This is a genomic window from Actinophytocola sp. (assembly GCF_036002505.1).
Classification (GTDB): Bacteria; Actinomycetota; Actinomycetes; order Mycobacteriales; family Pseudonocardiaceae; genus DASYTH01.
Window position 1 is genome coordinate 17,521 of the sequence record NZ_DASYTH010000103.1, and the last position, 20,270, is coordinate 37,790.

Here is a 20,270-nt window from a genome sequence, read left to right on the forward strand (position 1 = left end):
TCGAATGCCCTACGGCATCGACGAAGCCAACCGCCGCATCGACCAGCTGACCGGCACCTCCCTGGACCTCAGCAACCTCCGCCTCACCCACCTCCCACCCCGACTAGCCGACCTCACCCACCTCACCGAACTCCGCCTCAACGACAACTGGCTGCACCAACTCCCCGACTGGCTCGCCAACCTCACCAACCTCACAAACCTCGACCTCAGCGGTAACCGCCTGACCAACCTGCCTGACCGGCTCGCCAACCTCACCCAGCTCAGCTCGCTTGACCTCAACGACAACTGGATCTTCGAGCTACCGGACTGGCTGCCAATCCTCACCCAGCTCACCGAACTCGACCTCAGCGACAACCGGCTAACCGAGGTGCCGTCCTCGATCGGCACCCTGACCCAGCTCACCGCCCTCGACGTCGGCGGCTGCCAGCTCAGCACCGTGCCGGAGTGGCTACGCGATCTCACCGGCCTGACCAAACTATGGCTGCACGACAACCGGCTCACCGAATTACCCGACTGGCTGGCAAATTTCACCAACCTCACCCGGCTCGACATCGATGACAACCGGTTCACGGAGCTACCCGACTGGCTGGCGAACTTCACCAATCTCACTCATCTCTACCTCGACGACAACCGGCTCACCGGCCTGCCGGAGTGGCTCGCCAGCTTCACCGGGCTCACCGAACTCGGGATCAGCGGCTGTAAACTCGACGTCCTGCCGGAGTGGCTGTCCGGATTCACCTCGTTGACAGTTTTACATCTCGCCCGCAACGAACTGACCGTGTTGCCGGATTGGATGGGTCAGCTCGTCGGCCTGACCAGCCTGTGGATCAGCTACAACAAGCTCGCCGAACTCCCCAGCTGGATCGCCGGCCTCACCAACCTCACTGAATTACACGTCCAAAGCAATCGACTCACTGAACTACCGGACTACATCGGCTCCCTCACTAGGCTCAAGAACCTTCGGATCGGCGGGGGCCAGCTCACCGAACTGCCCCACTGGTTGGCCAACCTGACAAATCTCACCTTCTTGGCGATCGATGACAATCAGTTGACCGAACTACCGAACTGGCTCGGCAACCTCACCGATCTCAAATGGCTGTACCTCGACAACAACTGGCTAACTGAGCTACCGGACTCGCTGGCAAATCTCGGCGGCCTCACGAATCTTCGACTGAGTAGGAACAGCCTGAAGGAGCTCCCAGACTGGCTAGGAAACCTGCCCGGAATTACCACGCTCTGGGCAAACGACTGTCAACTCAGCGCGCTGCCGGAGCAGTTCGCCAATCTCACCAGTGTCACCGAACTGTCCCTAAACAACAATCAGCTCACTGAACTACCGGACTGGATGGCAGCTCTTACTAATCTCACCCAGCTGGACCTCGATAACAACAGGCTGACCGACTTGCCAGACTGGCTAGCCCAATTCGGCAACCTCACCAAGCTGTGGTTTGGGTACAACCAACTCGTAGGCCTGCCCAGTTGGCTGGGTAACCTCCACCACCTGACAACCCTCAATCTCGGTGGATGCCAACTTGGCACATTACCTGATTGGTTGGCCAATCTCAGCAAACTCAGCCGACTGATTCTCTATGGCAACCAACTGTCCGAATTACCGAACTGGCTGGGCGGTTTGACGCAGCTCGCCGAACTGTGGTTACAAAACAACGAACTCACCAAACTACCGGATTCGCTCGCCAACCTCAGCAACCTCACCGATCTGTACGTCAACGGCAACCAACTCACTGTGCTGCCGGAATGGCTCGCCAACCTCACCAACCTCACCACACTGTGGGTCGGCAACAACAAGTTGACTGGCTTGCCCGACTGGCTGGACGGCTTGACCGGGCTCACCAACTTCAGCGTCAACGCCTGCCAGCTGAACTCATTACCGAACTGGCTCAGGAACCTCGCCAACCTTACCCACCTGAATGTCATCGACAATCAACTCACCGAGCTGCCTGAATGGCTCGGTGAATCTGCTCGACTCACCGCCTTGTGGCTCAACGACAACCAGCTGACCGAACTGCCCGCCTCGCTCGCTGAACTCACCAGCCTCACCAGCCTCGGGTTGAGTAACAACCGACTGACAGCATTACCGGACTGGCTCGGCGACCTCACCAATCTTAGCACCCTCTCGATTGGAGGCTGCCAACTCACCGAACTGCCACGTTGGCTCACCAATCTGCGTCAACTGACCGACCTCGGGCTGGATAACAACGAGCTGACCGGCCTACCGGATTGGTTTGTCGACATCCGTCGCCTCAATGAACTTTCGCTGGCACACAACCGGCTTAGCACTGTGCCGGACTGCATCGGCCAACTCACCCGGCTCACCCGACTGCAGCTGAACGACAACCAACTGGTCCAGCTACCCGATTGGCTTGTCGAGCTTACCAGACTGACTCATCTGGATCTAGACAACAATCAGTTGGCGAGGCCACCGGACTGTATCGACGATCTCACGGAGCTCACTTCGTTGTATCTCAGCGGTAATAAGCTGACGGCCCTTCCCCAGGACATCGGTCGACTCACCCAACTCGTCACATTGTACCTGAGGGACAACGAACTCGAGGCGCTTCCAGAGAGCATAGGCCAGCTCACTAAACTCAAAGAACTCAACGTAGGCGGCAATCGGCTGATAGCACTGCCAGACCACATTGGATACCTCAGTCAGCTGACTACGATCTACCTCCACAAAAATCAGCTGACTACACTTGCCGAGAGCATCACTTTGCTCACTCGACTTACTATTCTGCACCTGGACGAAAATCGGCTGAGCACGTTGCCTGATGGAATCGCCCGCCTTAATCGACTCACGGAGCTCAATATCAACGGCAATCAGCTGAGTGCCCTGCCGCACGGCATCAGCAAGCTTACGCGCCTCACGTTGCTGAGTCTCATCGGCAACAATCTGGTCGAACTACCGGACTGGTTGACGGCTCTGGCCAGGTTGAGGGAGCTTTGGGTCCATGGGAACTCGTTCGTCAGCCCGCCGCCGGAGATAGCCGCCAGCGGAACGGAGTCGGTACTAGCCTTCATCAAGGCGCGCCAGCAGGGAAGCGCGGCCCAATGGGTATCCAAGTTGCTGGTCGTCGGCGAGGGTGGCGTCGGGAAGACTTCGGTAGTCAGGGCGTTGGCAGGGAATCCGCACGAGCCGCACGAGCCGTCCACGCATGGCTTGATGATCAAGGACCTGGTCTTTGATCACCCTGAGCAGCCATCCGTGCGGATGCGGCTGAGCGCGTGGGACTTCGGTGGTCAGCAGATCTACCACGCCACGCACCAGTTCTTCCTCACCGACCGGTCGCTGTTCCTGCTGCTGTGGAACTCGCGGCTCGGATGGCAGCAGGGCAAGCTCCGCTACTGGCTCGACATCATCACCGCGCGGGCACCCGAGTCGCCCATCGTCCTGGTGGCCACACACATCCGCGGCCGGCCCGTCGATCTGCCGCTCGACGAGCTTCGGCAGAGCTACCCGAAGATCGTCGCGAGCGTCTCGGTGGACAACGAGACGCGGGACGGCATCGCCGAGCTGCAAAAACAGTTGGCCGAGCAGGCCGCGCGGCTTCCCCTGATGGGCTCCGAGTGGCCGACCAGCTGGCTCGCCGCGGCTGACTCGATTCGGAACGCATCCGAGCAACACGTCACCCCGGCCCGGATGTGGCAACTGATGGCCAGCGCCGGGGTCGCTGACTCCACCCAGCAGCGGTACATCGCGCAGGCCCTGCATGAGCTGGGCGAGATCCTCTACTACAAAGACGACCCGGAACTCAATGAGACCGTTGTGCTGCGACCAGAATGGGTCAACGAGTACATCAGCAAGGTACTGGACAGCCCGGACGTTGCGGAGCTGCGCGGGCTGCTGACCCGCAAGCATCTCAATCAGCTGTGGAGCGACCTCGATCGGGGAGTCCGCGACCATTTCCTTGGCATGATGGAGAAGTACGACCTGTCATACCGGATCGAGGGCGGCCGGTCCAGCGACGTGAGCCTCGTTGTCGAGCGGCTGCAGTGGAATCCTCCGTCATACCAGGCGGAATGGGAGGAGATCCGACAACGCAAGGACACTCGGGAAATCAGGGTCATCTACCGGCTGAACACGATGCCGCCTGGCATTCCTACCTGGTTCATCGCCCGGTCACACAGGTTCAGCAAGAAGCTGCACTGGCGGACTGGAGCCCTACTCGTTCACGGAGACAGCCGGCACCTGGCGCTGGTGAGCGCCGATGAGCACCACGGCACGGTCGAGCTGACCGTGCGTGGGCCGTCGCCCGCCGGCTTCTTCCTGGTGCTCTACGACGGCCTGAACCTGACTTTGGAACGGTTTCCCGGCTTGGATATCACCCGTCAGGTGCCATGCCCTTGCGAACCGTCGTGCCCGGAGCTGTTCGAGTACGAGAACCTGTGCGCCCGGCTGGCCCGGACCCCGCCACGTTACGAGATCGAGTGTCACCGGTCCGGCGAGCTGGTTTCGGTGCCGCAACTGCTGTTCGGCCTCGCACCGTCCGATCGGGACGCCACCCGGATGAGCATCGACCAGTTGGCGAAGACGGTGGCCGAGGTTGGCGGGAGGCTGGAGGATCAAAGCGAGTACCTGCAGCGCATGTTCCTCAAGTTGCAACACCTGGCTCAGGTTCAGCAGGAGACCAGGTGCCCGAGTGTGTTCGCGGTGGTGCCGGCCGACAAGCGGCGGCTGACCGGGTCGGCGTACGAGATTCATCTGTACTGCGAGGAGCCGGGGGCGTGGCACCGGTTGCCGGAGCCGAAGGGGGTTTACCCGGTCGTCCAGCCGGCGGAGTGGTTCCGGAAGGCGGGGCCATACGTGCAGCATCTGATCACGGTGCTCAAGCACGCGGCTCCGCTGGTCGGGCCGGTGCTCGGGATCGCGGCCGGCACGCTCGACCAGCAGCTCAAGGCCGACTGCGACCTGATGAAGGAGCTGGCCAACCAGCTGCCAGCTCAGGTCCAGTCGAAGGAGCTGCGCCATGGCCCCGGGGCGGAGCCCGTTCCGGAGGCGCGCGCGGCGAACGACGCCGACTTCCGCGCGCTCGAGGCGATGTTCGACAAGCTGGATCCCGACCGAACGTGGGGTGGCCTGTCCAGGACCATGACCCCGGAGGGCCTGACGCTCTATCTCTGCGACGAGCACCTCGCCCCGTACCGCCAGCGCCCCCAGGCGTAGTGCGCGGTCAGAGGCCGGCTTCACCCAATGTCCGCCCGAGGTCGGGGCGGACGCTGCGAAGTGCGCCGGCAAGTTCGATGGCTGCTGGCCGGGTGGCGGTCGCCTGCGGTGCGACCCGAGCGGCCACTATCAGGGTGCGCGCCGCCTGGTCGGGCTGGTCGGCGGCCAGCCTCGCCCTCGCCACGTCGACCAGGAACCGGGAGCGGCGCTCGGTGCTGGCCAGCGCCGCCACGTTCACCTCCTGGGCCGCATTGAAAGAGATCCCGGGATCACCGAGAGCCGTCCCCACCGACACCGCGTACACGCTGACGTTGACCGGTCCAGAGAATTCGGTCCACTGTGGACCTTTGGCCTCCGCTCGCTCCGCGATCCGCCGCGCCTCACCGAGCAGCTCGAGCGCCCGGTCACGGTCCTTCGCTTTCGCCGCGCTGTAGGACGCGGTGCACAACACCTCGGCCGTTCTCATCGCGAAATCCGCACCGCCAGCCAAGCGCAGCTGCTCGGCCGCGCTGACCCCGACCTCGAGGGCCTGATCCGGACGGCCGGACCGTCGATACACAGTGGACAGAAGGCGCTGCGCCTCGACGAGCAGCAGCGGATCATCCACCAGCCGGGCGGCCCGCAGCGCTCGGTCGACGGCCATCCATTCCAACCCTGAAGCCGGCAGCTTGCACAGCAGGTTCCCGATCGCGTTGTACACATCGGCGAGCAGCCGCTCGTCGCCGCGCGCCTCCGCGCTCGCAACGAGGCTCACCAGCCGGTTGGCCATCGACAAGTAGCGCGTCGCCCGGTAGTCCTCCCGTGCCGCCGCCAGAACCGCCGGCAGGGTCAGCGGATCGAGCACGTCACCACGCTCAGGGTGTATCAATGCCTGTTCAATGCGCTGCGTCAGCGATTCCACCGAGGCGGTCGACGTTTGGCCGGCCCGGGCAACGGATCCCTCACCCGACAGCGCGGCCACACCCGCGGCAACCAGAAACGCACGGCGGCGCACCTCATCTTCTCCTTCCGAACTGGTGCCGCTCACCTTAGGCCCAGGAGGGGTGTAGAGCCCGAACATCTCTCCCGGCAAGTCGAGCGCGTCGGCGAACCGGCGACGGAGTTCGACATCGCGCAGAAGACGTTCCCCTGTCTCGAACCGGGACACCGCGGTACGGGAGATGTTGGCACGCCGGCCAAGCGTTGCCTGGGTCCAGCCGTGGCCGATCCGGCTCAACCGTAGGACGAGAGCGTAGTCGCCGCGCCTCGCGGCGTCGTGAATCGACTGCATGTCCATGGCGACTCCGCTGCCACGCAACCCCCTGTGTGCCAGTTCAGCACATGCGGTTGCCCATGGAGTGGCAAATGCTGGACGGTTTGGTTCAGTCCCACTCGGGGAGGGGCATGGAACAGTACCCACCGGCCGTGCATCACACGATCGTGGTGACCGACATCGAGAACTTCACCGATCCGGATCGCACGAACCTCGATCAACTGGCCATTAGGCGCGGTCTGTACGAGATCATCGAGCGGGCGTTCGCAGCGACCCGCGTCGACTGGACGGCCTGCAAGATCGAGGACCGGGGCGACGGCGTGTTCGTTCTGATCCCCGCAGATGTCCCGAAGGCTTTGCTGGCGACGAACATGCTGAGCCAGCTCGCACGGCTTCTGCGTTCATACAATGCGCATCGCCTTACCCGAACCGGGATCCGGCTGCGGGTCGCGATGCACGCCGGCAAGGTGCACTACGATCCGCACGGGGTAACCGGATGCGCGATCAACCACGCTTTCCGCCTGATTGAGACACGGGCATTCAAGTCAGCGCTGCGGGCGTCTACCGGGTCGCTCGGGGCCATTGTGTCCGCATGGTTTTACGAGGAAGTGATCCGGCACTATCCGGTTGCCGAACCTGGGTCGTACCGGCGAGTGCGAGTGCGGGCGGTCAACGGAGGGGGATGGATCCGGCTGTTCGGGTGAGACGCCGTGGGCCGGCTACAGGATAGGTTAGGCTTCCTTACTTCGTTGACACCTAAGGGGTTTTCGCCCTTGACTGGCGGCATCCACGGTCGTTCACTGTCAGCCGGACTGTTCCCGTCGGCGCCGCGGAGCGCGTACGGAACCCCGCTGCTGCCGACTGTCTCTATAGGACTCCATCTCGTTCGAGGGGAGTTTCGGCATGCTCACCAGACGGCAACTAATCAAAGCCGGCGCGCTCACCGGGGCGGTCTCGCTGGTCGGACCCGGCACGGTGAAGGCGCTGGCAGCAACGCTGCCGGGCGGCTCGCTCGATCCGAACACCGTGCCGAAATACGTGGCTCCATTATTCGTTTTGCCCGCAATGCCCAGAGCGGGCACAGGCTCCGGGCTCGACATCTACCAGATCGCGGCTCGGCAGTTCAGCCAGCAGATCCTGCCACCGAGCCTGCCGGCGACCCAGGTGTTCGGGTACGGGGTGCCCGGTAGTTTGGGCACGTTCCATTATCCGGCCAACACCATTGAGGCGCGGGTGGATCGGCCGGTTCGCGTGACGTGGTTGAACCAGTTGATGACCTCGAACGGGGCGTTCCGGCCGCATCTGTTCTTCGTTGATCCGACCTTGCACTGGGCGAACCCACCCGGTGGCACGGGTGGGCGGGACAGCCGGCCGGTGTTCGGGGAGACGCCCGGGCCGTACCGTGGGCCACTGCCGTTCGTCACCCATCTGCATGGGGCGCACGTCACTGAGGAGAGTGATGGGTACCCGGAGGCGTGGTACCTGCCGGCGGCGCGGAACATTCCGGCCGGATTTGCCCGGGTCGGGTCGTTCTATGAGCGGTTCCGGGCGGAGGCTCGCGACCGGTTCGGGGTCGACTGGCCGGCCGGCGGCGCGATCTTCCAGTACCGCAATGACCAGCGGGCCACGGCGCTCTGGTACCACAGCCATGAGTTGGGGCTGACGCGGTTGAACATCTATGCGGGGCTCACCGGGATGTACCTGCTCCGCGGTGGGTCGGGTGATCTGCCGAGCGGGGTGCTGCCCGGGCCGGCGCCGCAGCCGGGCGATCCGGCCGGCGTGCGGTACCGGGAGATTCCGCTGGTGATCCAGGACCGGTCGTTCAACGCGGACGGGTCGCTGTTCTTCCCGAGCTCGAGGGATTTCTTCGGCGACGTGCCGGCGGGTGGGCCGTTCATCCCGACCACCGATGTGCCGCCGTTCTGGAATCCGGAGTTCTTCGGGAACATGTCGGTGGTCAACGGGCGCACCTGGCCGTCGCTGACGGTGGAGCGGCGGCGCTACCGGTTCCGGATCCTCAACGCGGCCAACACAAGGGTGCTGTTCCTGAAGATCGTGGCGAACCCGCTGGCCAGCAGGCCGGCGCGGGCGGCAGTGCCGATCTGGGTGATCGGCGCGGACGGCGGGTTCCTGCCGGCGCCGGTGCGGATCGAGTCGCTGCCGGTCGCGGTGGCCGAGCGGTACGACGTGATCGTGGATTTCAGCGGGGTGCCGGCGGGAACGAACCTGTACCTGATCAACGAGGGGCCGGACGAGCCGTTCGGCGGCGGGGTGCCGGGCACCGACTTCGAGCCGGCCGATCCGGAAACCACCGGGCAGGTCATGCGGTTCATCGTGACCGCATCGTCCACACCGGACACTTCGGTGCCGCCGGACCGGCTGACCCTGCCGGGCGCGAATCGCCTCGGCAACGCCAGCCGCACACGCCGGCTGTCGCTGAACGAGATGTCCTCGGAGTTCTTCGACGCGCCGGTGATGGGCATGCTCGGCACGGTGAACGGCAATGGCACCGCGAACCCGCTCGGTTGGGGTGCCGCGGTCACCGAGAACCCGGCGCGGGGCGCGACCGAGATCTGGGAGCTGCACAACTTCACCGAGGACGCGCATCCGATCCATGTGCACCAGGTGCAGTTCGAAGTCCTTGGACGGCAACCGTTCGCGGGTGCGCAGCGGCCGGCCCAGCCATGGGAGCGCGGCACCAAGGACACGCTGATCGCGCTACCGGGCGAGATCACCCGGCTGAAGGCGCGGTTCGACATCGCCGGGCGCTATGTCTGGCACTGCCACATCATCGACCACGAGGACAACGAGATGATGCGGCCGTACCAGGTCACCTGACCGGTTTGGCGGCCAACACTGCGAACATCGTGACGGAGAAATGGAAGTCGCCGCGGGCGGCGCCGCCCTTGAGGTCGGCGTAGAGCTGTTCCCGTTGCGGCATGGTGATCACGCCGGCCTCGACCGCGGCCGTGGCCAGGGCGCCGAACAGGCCGTCGAGCGCGCTCACGTCCTGGATGAGCGCCTGCGAGCCATGGTCGACGACCTCGAGGCCGGCGGCGGCGAGCTGACCCGGGAGGCGCCGGCCGGCGAACGGGTTGGGGAAACGGCTCAGTGCGAACCGCTTCACCTCCTCGAGCACGGCCGGGTCACCCGGGTGCACGATCGTCGTGGCCCAGTCGGTGTCGATCACCACGGCCCGGCCGCCGGGGCGAAGCACCCGGGCGATCTCCGCCGCGGCCCGCTCAGGGTGGTCGAGGTGCTGGAACACCCGCTCGCACCGGGCAATGTCCACAGTGGAGTCATCGAGCGGCAGCGCGTAGGCGTCACCGTCGACGAACCGCGCGACGGAGCCGAACTCCTCGGCCCGGCGGGTCGCTTCGGCGCGCAGGCCCGGGTTCGGCTCGACGCCGGTCGCCACGCCGGCCGGGCCGACGAGCGTGGCCAGCGCCTGCAGTTCGTCGCCGGTGCCGGCGCCGACATCGAGGATCCGGTCGCCGGGTGCCGGGCGCAGTGCCTCCCGCGCCCAGGACCGCAGGCGCTGGATGCCGGGCATGTCGGCGAGCCGGTCGAGCACGAAGGCTAGCCGCTCATGGTCGCCCGCGACCCCGTCCTGGATCCGGAACGACGGCGGCTGGAACACCTCTGCCATGGTCCGAGACTATCCTTACCGGACCAACCACTTGCGTGTGACGTCACCGTCACTCGGCGGGGTCGTTAGTAAGGCATGCGAACGTCCGCCCTGCTCACCGCGGTCACCCTGCTCGCCTCAGCCGCGGTCGCGGTGCCAACTGCCTCGGCCGACCCGGCGTTCACGGTCCAGACACTGCATTTCGACGTGCTCGCCGGGCCCGGCGCCGGGCAGCACTGCGACATCGTCGGCGACCTGTACACCCCGAGCACGGCGACGGCCGCCTACCCGGTGCCGGCCATCCTGACCACGAACGGCTTCGGCGGCTCGAAGGACGACCAGGCCGGCATCGCCCGGTTCGCCGCGAGCAACGGCTACACCGTGCTGTCCTACTCCGGCCTCGGCTTCGGCGGGTCCGGCTGCCACATCACGCTGGACGACCCGGACTGGGACGGCCGCGCCGCGAGCCAACTCGTGAGCTTCCTCGGCAGTCTCGACTACGTGGTGCACGACGCGCCCGGCGATCCCCGGGTCGGCATGGTCGGCGGCTCCTACGGCGGCGGCGTCCAGTTCGCCACCGCGAGCGTCGATCCGCGGGTGGACACGATCATCCCGCTGATCACCTGGAACGACCTGGACTACTCGCTCGGCCCGAACAACGCCGTGCCGGCAACCACCCCCGGCGCCGCGAAGATCACCTGGGCGCTGCTGTTCTTCTTCGAGGGCGCGCTGCTGGAGAACATCCAGCACCCCGACCCGAACCGAGCCATCGGCTGCCCCAACTTTCCCACCGAGACCTGCACCGACCTGCTGCTCACCGGCACGCTCGGCTATCCGACACCGCAGACGACGGCGCTGCTCCGGCACGCCTCGGTGGCCAGCTACGTCAGCCGGGTCCGCATCCCGACGCTGCTGATCCAGGGCCAGAAGGACACGCTGTTCAACCTCAACGAGGCCGTCGCCACCTACACCGCGCTGCAGGCCCGGGGCACCGAGGTCAAGATGATCTGGCAGTCCTGGGGCCATTCCGGCGGCGCGGCGCCCGGCGAGATCGACCTGAACAACCCGGATCCGGCCGCCCAGTACGAAACCGGCCGGATCATGGCGTGGTTCGACCACTATCTCAAGGGCCTGCCGGCCGACACCGGCCCGGAGTTCACCTACTTCCGCGACTGGATCTCCTACACCGGCAACGCCACCCCGGCCTACGCGGCGTCGCCGGTCTTCCCGGTCGGCACCGCGCGGACGCTGGCGCTCGCCGGCGGCACTCAGACATTCCTCACCCCGCCGCTCGGCGTGCCGACCAGCCTCTCCCCGTTCGACGCGATCAACCAGCCGGCGCTGGACGTCAACCTGCCCGGCACGTTCGCGTCCTGGCAGAGCGCGGCGCAGACGGTTCCGCTGGACGTCGTCGGCGTGCCCCGGCTGGAGTTGCGGCTCAACGCCCCGACCGCGGTGCTGACCAGCCTGCTCGGGCCGGCCGGGCAACTCGTGCTGTTCCCGAAGCTCTACGACGTGGCGCCGGACGGTTCGGCCAGCCTCATCCACCAGTTGGTCGCGCCGGTGCGGGTGGCCGACCCGACCCGGCCGGTGCAGGTCACGCTGCCCGGCATCGTGCACCGCTTCGCGCCGGGGCACAGCGTTCGGTTGGTCGTGGCCAGCGGCGACCTCAACTACCGCGGCGGTCTGGCGGCCGCTCCGGTGACCGTGACCAGCCCGACCCTGACCTTGCCGGTGGTCAGCTGACCCGCGATACCCTCACCTGCGTGAGCGAGCTTGCGAGCGAACCCTTGAGCACTGCCCCGGCGCCGAGCCTGCGAGCGAGTTTCCCATGGGCTGCCGCCGGCTACCGAGCTTGCGAGGTGCTGGCGTGAGTCACCTGCCAGCGGTACCCGAGCCACACGAGATCCGGGCGTCCAACGCCGACCGGGAGCGCGTCGCGAAGATCCTGCACGACGCCATGGCCGAGGGCCGGTTGACGGTGGGCGAGCTGGAGGAGCGCCTCGACCAGGTGTACGCCGCGAAGACCATCGGCGAGCTGCAGCCGCTCACCCGTGACCTGCCGGTGCAGGGCACGCCGGTTGCGCCCCGCGCGGTGGCGGCGCCGGACGACCGGGTCGGCGGCCGCGGCACGTCCTCGGCCGCGGTGGCGGTCATGTCCGGCGCGGAGCGCAAGGGGCGGTGGACGGTTCCGCCGACGTTCAACGCGTTCGCGTTGATGGGCGGCGTGGACATCGACCTGACCGAGGCCCGCTTCGAGGACCGGGAGACCACGATCCAGGCGTTCGCCCTGATGGGTGGCATCGACATCATCGTCCCGGACGACATCACCGTGCACGTCACCGGCATCGGCTTCATGGGCGCCTTCGAGGACCACGCGCGCATCGAGGGCCCGCCCGGCGCCCCGGTCGTCAAGGTCACCGGCTTCGCCATGATGGGCGGCGTGGACGTCAAGCGCCCCAAGCGAAAGAAAAAGGACAAGAACCTCGAGCCCGCCCCCGACCGCCCGCAACTGGAGTCCTAACCGGACGGGCCACAAGCGGGACAGAATGTGGCCGTTATCGTCAGTTCGCGTAGTTCTCGATGCCCCACCGTAACGTGTCGCCGTACGATCAGCGACCAGTCGTGCACGCATGGTTCACGAGACAATTCGGTTGGGAGTGTTGGATGACGGCCGCAGTGACACCGTTGCCCGGATGGAGCGGTGGTGACGGAAATGCCGCGTACCTCGACAAGACCCTTCGGCACGGACCGATGGAAGTGTACTTCGACGAATCCGTCAGCTGGCGGTCCGTTGCGATGCTGTGGTTCCGGGCCGCGATGCTGGCCTTCGCCGTTTTCGTGTTCATGCTGCTCCTCGCGTTGGCGGGCGGCTCGACGGGAATGATCGGTACCGGGTCATTCCTCAGCTTCGTCGTCTTCTGGCTGATCTTCCTCATTACCAAGCTGGATGAGCCGATCGGCGAATGGCGGGTGGTCCTGGCCGACCGGGCAGCCGCAGCTCCATCGGTCTACAACGCCATCAAGGGAAAGCTCGCCGAGCGCCGGCTGCCGATCCGGGACATCCAGGTACGACGTACCCGTACCGATATCAGCTCCGTGAACAGCCGCATGCTCCTGATCGACGGCGACTACCACGTTTATGTGTCCGTGTTCGACTACGGCACGAGCCTCTATCTGGGCTGGATGATGTGGCGCACCCGGCGTGGCGCGACGCTGGTGGGCCGGTTCATCGCCGACCTCTTCCCCAGCGCCACCGGACGCCTCGACCCGATCGACCGCATGCTGCGCACCGAACGGCCCCGGGCCATGCGCGAAGTGGTGCACGCGTTGTGCCGTGAGGGCCTGCACGTCGCCGTCGAACAGATCATGGTGCCGGACGGCGACGCCCTTCCCGAAGGTTCGACGCAGCACGGCGCACTGCCGCCACACCACAGCGCGCCGACGCCCGTTCCGAACCCGCCGGCACCGCAGTACCAGCCGGACGGCCGGGCGCCGTGGACCGGGCAGTGACCTCAACCGGGACCGTCGTTGCCGGTGGCCCGCAGCGGTGGTGGGCGTGGGCGGCATTGCGGCTGGAACGGGGCGAAGCGGCCGGCGAACCGCCGCAAACGCCTGACCTGCCCGTGCCGGTGGCCGGCACGTCGACGTACAACACGTTCGGCGGCACCGCCACGACCGCCATCCAGGCCGGGGCGATCGGCGCCCTGCACCTCCATGAGAGCGGTGATCGCGGGGAACGCGACCTGGACGTCCGGCCGTGGCTCCGGGCGCTGTGGACCCGAGCCGAACCGGTGCGTGCCGTCGTCGAGCTGCGATATCTGCACGATCCGGGCGGCCGGCATCTCGACGCGTTTCTCATCGTTCGCGGCGACCACCCGGACCGGAGCGGCGCCGTCGAAGCGGCCGGCCGGCTGCGGCACGATCTGCAGGCCGGGATGCCCATGGGCGTGGTGGCCGAACCGGTCACCTCCGACAGCATGCTGCAGGCGGTTCTCTCGCCCTTCCCCGCGGATCCCGCCGGCCTGGTGGAAATTCGCAAGTCGTTGCGGGCCGCGCGGACCACCAGGGGCGACACCGGCAACCCCTGGCTGGCCGCCGTCGTCCCGTGGCGACGCGGCGATGGCGCGTGGGATCCACTCCGGCGTCAGCTCGCCGCACTGCCGTTCCGCGCGATGCTGTCGGTCGGGCTGCTGCCGTACCGGATCCAGCCCGGGCTACGGAAGCAGCTCGCCGACCGGGCAGCCACGCTGGCCAAGCTGGCCTCGCCGGGACCTTCGCTGACCTACAGCGTCTACGGCGGAGCGCAACCCGCCGACCCGTTCGCCGTGCACGCGCACCCGTTGCTGGTGGACGCGGCCGGCCGCTACACCGACATCGCGTTCCAGATCCGGGTGTCTGTCGCCGCCGCGGGGCCGCTGCCGGAGCAGCTCGCCGAGCTGGTCGCCTACGCGATCTCGCCGCCGGAAACCGGGTTCGCGGGTGCTCCAGCGGCCGTCGTGCGCCCGGGTCCGCACGAGTGGGACACCGCCTGGCGGAACGTCACCGCCCTCAACTTCGACCCGCTGCCGGCGGCACATCTGCAGGGCCACGCACCGGAGGCGATCGGTGAGCTCGAGCGGACGCTGGGTGCGCTCGCCGACATCGACGAGGCGGCCGCGGCTTTTCGGTTACCGTAGTCCTGACCGTGTGAGGGAGGGCTTCGATGCCGAAGAAGGCGTTCGTCTCCTACGCCCACGAGTCCGACGAGCACAAGAACCAGGTGCTCGCACTCGCGACGTTGCTGCGAAACAATGGCGTCGAAGCCGTGCTCGACGTGTGGTCGGCCGCCTCCAGGATTGACTGGTATGCCTGGGCGATCAAGGAGATGACCGAGGCCGACTACGTCGTCGTCGTGGCCTCGAAGAAATATCTGCAGGTGGCCGACGGCGCCCCGAGCAGGGAACACCGCGGCGTCCAATCCGAAGCAGCGCTGCTGCGTGACCTCGTGTGGGAGGACCGCGCCAGCTGGCTGCCCAAAATCCTGCCGGTGCTGCTCCCCGGCCACCTGCTCAACGAGATTCCCCGGTTCCTGCAGCCCAGCACCGCCAGCCGCTACGAAGTGAGCGCCTTCACCCCGCAGGGGATAGAGGATCTGCTCCGGGTGATTCTCAGCCAGCCCAGTCACATTCCCCCACCCGTGGGCGAGCCACCCGTCCTTCAGGTCCTGTCCGGTGGGCCAGGCGGTCCGGTCACCTGGAGCCCGCTTGACACGCCGGTCGATGTCCGGTGGCTCGCCGAGATTATCGATCATAAATCATCACAGCGGGTCATTGAGCTTCACCTGGTTCCAAGAGGCAATGTGAGCCGTTGCTCGGTGCGCCGGCTGCGAGAACTCGGCCCGGAACTGCTCGAAATCGGACGCCTTCACGGGATCTTTGCCAGTTCCAAACCACCTGAAGTGGGATATTCCACCTCGGCGGCCTGGGCCTTCTCGGGCCACGCCGGACTAGCTGTGCTGCGATCGGGACAGCGAAGCGCATGGTTTTTGGATCCCGGTGTGCCACTCGACGAGCGTCGTCTCGCCATGGACAGGCTCCTCTTGTACATCGAACTCCTGATGGATATCAAAATGGACCGGCCAGAATCATGGGTGCCGGCAATTGGGACCGACCGATCTGGAGCTCTGCGCCGAATCGGCGTGGACGCGACTGAGTCGATCACCGACTACGATCTGCGCCGGATGCCGACCGAAGTGGCAGAGGAACTGGCCGCGCGGCTCGTCACCGCCCTTCGCGAACCAGCGCCACCCGCGCCCGCGGAACGGCGAGAACCCCGCACCGGCAACATCCACAACAATTTCTCCGGCAATGTCTCCGGCACGGTCATTCAGGCCGGATATATTGACCGGTTCAACTCCTGAGCAGACCCGACAGCATGGTGATCAGGGCCGGCTCGACGGCCTGGCGGGTGGTGGCGGGGTCCTTGGCGTGGACGACCATGAGCGCGGCTTCGATGGTGACGCTGAGGACGAGTTGGGCCAACACCTCGACGGGTTGAGGGATGATCATGCCGGCGGCGACGCCGTTCTCGATCATGTTTTTGATCAGGCCGAGGGCGTGCTCGGCCTCGATCTCGCGCCAGGTGCCCCAGCCGAGCACGGACGGCGCGTCGGTGAGCGAGATCCGCACCACCTCGGGGCGCTGGCAGAGGTCGAGGAACACCCGCAGCGCCACGACCATTTGACCGGCGGTGTCCGGGACGTCCGCGACGGCCTGAGCCACCTCCGCAGTTAGTTCAGCGTCGAGTTGCTCCAGCACGGCCCGGAACAGTCCGGCCTTGTCGCCGAAGTGATGGTGCAGCGCGCCGCGAGTGAGGCCGGCGGCGGAGACGATCTCATCCGCCGAGACCGCCGCGTAGCCTCGCTCCGCGAACAGCGCGCGGGCCGCCGTCATCAGGGCCGCCCGGGTCGCCCGGGAGCGGTCCTGCTGGGTGCGCGGGGTCAGCCGGTCCTCCCTGGCTCGAGGCGATGAACTCGGTGATCAGCCCGGCCAGCACGGCGGGCTGATCTTCCGGGACAAAGGTATAACTGTCCGCCACCTCGACCAGCCGCGCGTTCGGCAGCACCGCCGCCAGCCGCGCGCCGATGCCGGGGAAGAGCCGCTCCTCTCGGGCCCAGGCCAGCAGCACAGGCTTGGTGAAACCGGGCAGCGCCGAAGCCGCGGCCAGGGTGTGCCGGCGGTGCACCGCGACGACGAAGGCGCGGAGGTCTCGGCGGATGCCGGCGTCCCGGCAGGGCCGCAGGTAGGAGTCGGCGATCTCCGGCGGAACCGGCCGCCGGGCTACCGATCCGAACAGCAACGGGCGCAACCGCTTCACCTGCATCACGCGGGACATCAGCCACGTCTGCCCGGGCACCCGCAACAACCGGGGTAGGACGCTGAACGGCGGCGGGAAGAACCGCTTGAACGCGTCGCACGAGGTGAGCACCACCCGGCCGATCCGCTCGGGCCCCGTCGTCATCAGGATCTGGGTCAGCGCGCCGCCGGTGTCGTTGGCGACCAGGGTGACGTCGGACAGGTCGAGCGCCTCGAGGAACTCCCCGATCAGGCTCGCGACCCCGGGCGGGCTGAGGTCCGCGCCCGCCCGCACCGGCACCGAATGCGAGCCGAGCGGCCAGTCCGGCGCCAGGCACCGGTACTCCCGGCTCACCGCCGGCACCACGTTCCGCCAGAGATCGCCGTTGACCAGCAGGCCGTGCACGAACACCACGGCCGGACCGGAGCCCCGCTCGCGGTAGCGGATCGTCCCCGCCGACAGCTCAACCGTCTTCTCCACGCCCAGCTCATCGCTTGTCGCCATACCGTCGAGCGAAACATACGTACCGTATGTATGTCAACGGGAGCCTAGACTCTGCGCCATGGCCGTACCGCTGACGAAGCCACCGGACCAGGGGTTACCGCCCGGGCTGGCCGACGCGACCCGCGACGAGACCGCGCTGCGCCGCTTCCTGCATGGACTGCCCGGCGTGGACCAGGTCGGCGTCGAGCAGCGCGCGGCCGGCCTGGCCACGCGCAGCATCAAAAAAGGCTCGAAGCTGTGGGCCATCGACACCGCGATCACCATGATCGACCTGACCACGCTGGAGGGCGCCGACACGCCCGGCAAGATCCGCTCGCTGTGCGCCAAGGCCCGCCGGCCCGACCCGGAACGACCGGAGGTTCCGCCGGTCGCCGCCGTCTGCGTCTACCCCGACCTGGTGGCCACGGCCAAGGAGGCGCTCACCGGCACGCAGATCAACATCGCCAGCGTGGCGACGGCGTTCCCGTCCGGCCGGGCCAGCCTCCCGGTCAAGATCGCCGACACCGAGTACGCGGTCGCGGCCGGCGCCACCGAGATCGACATGGTGATCGACCGCGGCGCGTTCCTCGCCGGGCGCTACGGCCAGGTGTACGAGGAGATCGCGGCGATCAGGCAGGCCTGCGGAACCACGCACCTCAAGGTGATCCTGGAGACCGGTGAGCTGGCCACCTACGACAACGTGCGGCGCGCGTCCTGGCTCGCGCTGCTGGCCGGCGGCGACTTCATCAAGACCTCGACCGGAAAGGTCTCCCCGGCGGCCACCCTCCCGGTCACGCACGTGATGCTGCAGGCCGTGCGGGACTGGCACACGGCCACCGGCGAGTTGCGCGGGGTCAAGCCGGCCGGCGGCATCCGCAACACCAAGGACGCCATCCGCTACCTTGTCGCGGTGCACGAGGTGGCCGGCCCGGAGTGGTTGTCCCCCAACCTGTTCCGCATCGGCGCGTCCAGCCTGCTCAACGATCTGCTGATGCAGCGCCGAACCCAGCTCGAGGGCCACTACAGCGGCCCGGACTATGTGACGGTGGACTAGTGAGCGAGAGTGAGGCCGCGGTGTCGGCTGGACGGAGGAGCAGCGCAGGTGCGAGGAACGAGCACCGAGCAGCGCACGGAGGAAGCCGACACCTTCTGCGGCCGAACGGAAGCGAACCGAAGGCACTGACATGACCACGTGGGAGTACGCGCCCGCCCCGGAGTCGCGGGAGATCGCGAACCTCAAGCCGGACTACCGGATGTTCGTCGACGGGAAGTTCGTCGAGGGCACCGGGGAGCCGCTGAAGACGATCAACCCGGCCACCGAGGAGGTGCTGGCCGAGGTGTCCACCGCCGAACCGTCCGATGTGGACACCGCGGTGAAGGCGGCGCGGCGGGCCTACGACCGGGTGTGGGGCAAGATGCCCGGCGCCGAGCGCGCCAAGTACATCTTCCGGATCGCCCGCATGATCCAGGAACGCGCGCGCGAGCTGGCCGTGCTGGAAAGCCTGGACAACGGCAAACCCATCAGAGAGTCCCGGGACGTCGACATCCCCCTTGCCGCGGCGCACTTCTTCTACCACGCGGGCTGGGCGGACAAGCTCGAATACGCCGGGCTCGGACCGAACCCGCGCCCGCTCGGGGTCGCCGGCCAGGTGATCCCGTGGAACTTCCCGCTGCTGATGGCAGCGTGGAAGCTCGCCCCGGCCCTGGCCTGTGGCAACACCGTCGTACTCAAGCCGGCCGAGACCACCCCGCTGACCGCCCTGGTGCTGGCCGAGATCATCCAGCAGGCCGACCTCCCGCCCGGGGTGGTCAACATCCTGCCCGGCGCCGGAGACGTCGGCGCCGAGCTGGTCAACCACCCGGACGTGAACAAGGTGGCGTTCACCGGCTCCACCGAGGTCGGCAAGCTCATCCAGCGCTCGCTGGCCGGCACCGGCAAGAAGCTCACCCTTGAGCTGGGCGGGAAAGCGGCCAACGTGGTGTTCGAGGACGCCCCGCTGGACCAGGCCGTCGAGGGCATCGTCAACGGGATCTTCTTCAACCAGGGCCACGTGTGCTGCGCCGGATCCCGGTTGCTGGTGCAGGAATCCGTGGCCGACGAGCTGCTGGACAAGCTCCACGCCCGGGTGTCCACCTTGCGCATCGGCGACCCGCTGGACAAGAACACCGACGTCGGCGCCATCAACTCGAAGGAACAGCTCGCCAAGATCCGGGAGCTGGTCTCCTCCGGCGAAGAGGAGGGCGCGGTCCGGTGGACCAGCCCGTGCCCGGTGCCGGACAAGGGCTTCTTCTTCGCGCCGACGGTGTTCGCCAACGTCAGCCAGGCCATGCGGATCGCCCGCGAGGAGATCTTCGGCCCGGTGCTGTCGGTGCTCACGTTCCGCACCCCGGACGAGGCGGTGGCCAAGGCCAACAACACGCCCTACGGCCTGTCCGCCGGGATCTGGACCGACAAGGGCTCCCGAATCCTCTGGATGGCGCAGAAGCTGCGCGCCGGCGTGGTGTGGGCGAACACGTTCAACCGGTTCGATCCCACCGCCCCGTTCGGCGGCTACCAGGAGTCGGGTTTCGGCCGCGAGGGTGGCCGCACCGGGTTGGAGGCCTACCTCGATGCCTGACCGTCTTTCCGTCGCGAAGACGTACAAGCTCTACATCGGCGGCGCGTTCCCGCGCTCCGAGTCCGGTCGTTCGTACCCGGTGCGGGACAGCCGGGGCAACTTCGCGGCCAACGCCGCCCAGGCGTCCAGAAAGGACGTTCGAGACGCGGTCGCCGCCGCCCGCAAGGCCTTCGCCGGCTGGTCCGGCGCGACCGCGTACAACCGCGGCCAGGTCCTCTACCGGGTGGCCGAGCTGCTCGAGGGCCGCCGCGAGCAGTTCCTGGCCGAGGT

The 20,270-nt window shown here is 67.0% G+C and carries 15 protein-coding genes; 11 read left to right on the forward strand and 4 right to left on the reverse strand.

Annotated elements, in window-relative coordinates:
* The first annotated feature begins 4 nt into the window (after nt 1-4).
* Complete coding sequence (locus VGR06_RS08385) at nt 5-5,182, forward strand: leucine-rich repeat domain-containing protein (RefSeq protein WP_327558404.1); 5,178 nt, start codon at nt 5-7, stop codon at nt 5,180-5,182.
* Nucleotides 5,183-5,189: 7 nt separating this feature from the next.
* Here VGR06_RS08385 and VGR06_RS08390 read toward each other — a convergent pair whose 3' ends face one another.
* A complete protein-coding gene (locus VGR06_RS08390; protein WP_327558405.1) occupies nt 5,190-6,458 on the reverse strand; it encodes a helix-turn-helix transcriptional regulator in 1,269 nt (422 codons plus the stop codon).
* A gap of 107 nt (nt 6,459-6,565) precedes the next feature.
* On the opposite strand from VGR06_RS08390, the gene VGR06_RS08395 reads away from it, so the two are divergent.
* Nucleotides 6,566-7,138, forward strand: coding sequence for a hypothetical protein (locus VGR06_RS08395; protein ID WP_327558406.1), 573 nt, complete (start codon nt 6,566-6,568; stop codon nt 7,136-7,138).
* Nucleotides 7,139-7,337: 199 nt separating this feature from the next.
* Nucleotides 7,338-9,272, forward strand: coding sequence for a multicopper oxidase (locus tag VGR06_RS08400; RefSeq protein WP_327558407.1), 1,935 nt, complete (start codon nt 7,338-7,340; stop codon nt 9,270-9,272).
* Here the strand turns inward: VGR06_RS08400 and VGR06_RS08405 are convergent.
* Nucleotides 9,265-10,083: a methyltransferase domain-containing protein gene (locus tag VGR06_RS08405; protein ID WP_327558408.1), complete on the reverse strand. Its 819-nt coding sequence runs from the start codon at nt 10,081-10,083 to the stop codon at nt 9,265-9,267. The genes VGR06_RS08400 and VGR06_RS08405 overlap by 8 nt on opposite strands.
* A gap of 75 nt (nt 10,084-10,158) precedes the next feature.
* Between VGR06_RS08405 and VGR06_RS08410 the strand changes: the two genes are divergently transcribed.
* The 5 genes from VGR06_RS08410 (at nt 10,159) to VGR06_RS08430 (ending at nt 15,964) form a co-directional block, all read left to right on the forward strand.
* Nucleotides 10,159-11,808, forward strand: coding sequence for an alpha/beta fold hydrolase (locus tag VGR06_RS08410; RefSeq protein WP_327558409.1), 1,650 nt, complete (start codon nt 10,159-10,161; stop codon nt 11,806-11,808).
* A gap of 124 nt (nt 11,809-11,932) precedes the next feature.
* Nucleotides 11,933-12,586: a DUF1707 SHOCT-like domain-containing protein gene (locus tag VGR06_RS08415; RefSeq protein WP_327558410.1), complete on the forward strand. Its 654-nt coding sequence runs from the start codon at nt 11,933-11,935 to the stop codon at nt 12,584-12,586.
* A gap of 143 nt (nt 12,587-12,729) precedes the next feature.
* A complete protein-coding gene (locus VGR06_RS08420; protein ID WP_327558411.1) occupies nt 12,730-13,575 on the forward strand; it encodes a hypothetical protein in 846 nt (281 codons plus the stop codon).
* The gene (locus VGR06_RS08425; RefSeq protein WP_327558412.1) at nt 13,572-14,741 is read left to right on the forward strand and encodes a hypothetical protein; all 1,170 of its coding nucleotides are present in this window, start codon (nt 13,572-13,574) and stop codon (nt 14,739-14,741) included. Before VGR06_RS08420 ends, VGR06_RS08425 begins: the two co-directional genes overlap by 4 nt.
* Nucleotides 14,742-14,767: 26 nt before the next feature.
* A complete protein-coding gene (locus VGR06_RS08430; protein ID WP_327558413.1) occupies nt 14,768-15,964 on the forward strand; it encodes an SEFIR domain-containing protein in 1,197 nt (398 codons plus the stop codon).
* Here VGR06_RS08430 and VGR06_RS08435 read toward each other — a convergent pair.
* Nucleotides 15,954-16,496, reverse strand: a complete 543-nt coding sequence (locus VGR06_RS08435) for a TetR/AcrR family transcriptional regulator (protein ID WP_327558414.1) — start codon at nt 16,494-16,496, stop codon at nt 15,954-15,956. The two genes, VGR06_RS08430 and VGR06_RS08435, sit on opposite strands and share 11 nt — an antisense overlap.
* Nucleotides 16,438-17,403, reverse strand: a complete 966-nt coding sequence (locus VGR06_RS08440; protein WP_327558415.1) for an alpha/beta fold hydrolase — start codon at nt 17,401-17,403, stop codon at nt 16,438-16,440. Before VGR06_RS08440 ends, VGR06_RS08435 begins: the two co-directional genes overlap by 59 nt.
* A 58-nt stretch (nt 17,404-17,461) precedes the next feature.
* Here VGR06_RS08440 and deoC point away from each other — a divergent pair, with 58 nt between their 5' ends.
* The 3 genes from deoC to VGR06_RS08455 all read left to right on the forward strand — a co-directional run.
* Entirely contained in the window at nt 17,462-18,436 is a 975-nt protein-coding gene (gene deoC / locus VGR06_RS08445; RefSeq protein WP_327558416.1) for a deoxyribose-phosphate aldolase, read from the forward strand.
* A gap of 130 nt (nt 18,437-18,566) precedes the next feature.
* Complete coding sequence (locus tag VGR06_RS08450) at nt 18,567-20,000, forward strand: aldehyde dehydrogenase family protein (RefSeq protein ID WP_327558417.1); 1,434 nt, start codon at nt 18,567-18,569, stop codon at nt 19,998-20,000.
* Nucleotides 19,993-20,270 (forward strand): aldehyde dehydrogenase family protein (locus VGR06_RS08455; protein ID WP_327558418.1); only part of this gene is annotated, 278 nt, incomplete at its 3' end. The genes VGR06_RS08450 and VGR06_RS08455, both read left to right, overlap by 8 nt.

Excerpts from the sequence above, each read along its gene's own strand:
- VGR06_RS08385 (WP_327558404.1), top strand. The coding sequence starts at position 5 with ATGCCCTACGGCATCGACGAAGCCAACCGCCGCATCGACCAGCTGACC.
- VGR06_RS08390 (WP_327558405.1), bottom strand. The coding sequence starts at position 6,458 with ATGGACATGCAGTCGATTCACGACGCCGCGAGGCGCGGCGACTACGCT.
- VGR06_RS08395 (WP_327558406.1), top strand. The coding sequence starts at position 6,566 with ATGGAACAGTACCCACCGGCCGTGCATCACACGATCGTGGTGACCGAC.
- VGR06_RS08400 (WP_327558407.1), top strand. The coding sequence starts at position 7,338 with ATGCTCACCAGACGGCAACTAATCAAAGCCGGCGCGCTCACCGGGGCG.
- VGR06_RS08405 (WP_327558408.1), bottom strand. The coding sequence starts at position 10,083 with ATGGCAGAGGTGTTCCAGCCGCCGTCGTTCCGGATCCAGGACGGGGTC.
- VGR06_RS08410 (WP_327558409.1), top strand. The coding sequence starts at position 10,159 with ATGCGAACGTCCGCCCTGCTCACCGCGGTCACCCTGCTCGCCTCAGCC.
- VGR06_RS08420 (WP_327558411.1), top strand. The coding sequence starts at position 12,730 with ATGACGGCCGCAGTGACACCGTTGCCCGGATGGAGCGGTGGTGACGGA.
- VGR06_RS08430 (WP_327558413.1), top strand. The coding sequence starts at position 14,768 with ATGCCGAAGAAGGCGTTCGTCTCCTACGCCCACGAGTCCGACGAGCAC.
- VGR06_RS08435 (WP_327558414.1), bottom strand. The coding sequence starts at position 16,496 with ATGACGGCGGCCCGCGCGCTGTTCGCGGAGCGAGGCTACGCGGCGGTC.
- VGR06_RS08440 (WP_327558415.1), bottom strand. The coding sequence starts at position 17,403 with ATGGCGACAAGCGATGAGCTGGGCGTGGAGAAGACGGTTGAGCTGTCG.
- deoC (WP_327558416.1), top strand. The coding sequence starts at position 17,462 with ATGGCCGTACCGCTGACGAAGCCACCGGACCAGGGGTTACCGCCCGGG.
- VGR06_RS08450 (WP_327558417.1), top strand. The coding sequence starts at position 18,567 with ATGACCACGTGGGAGTACGCGCCCGCCCCGGAGTCGCGGGAGATCGCG.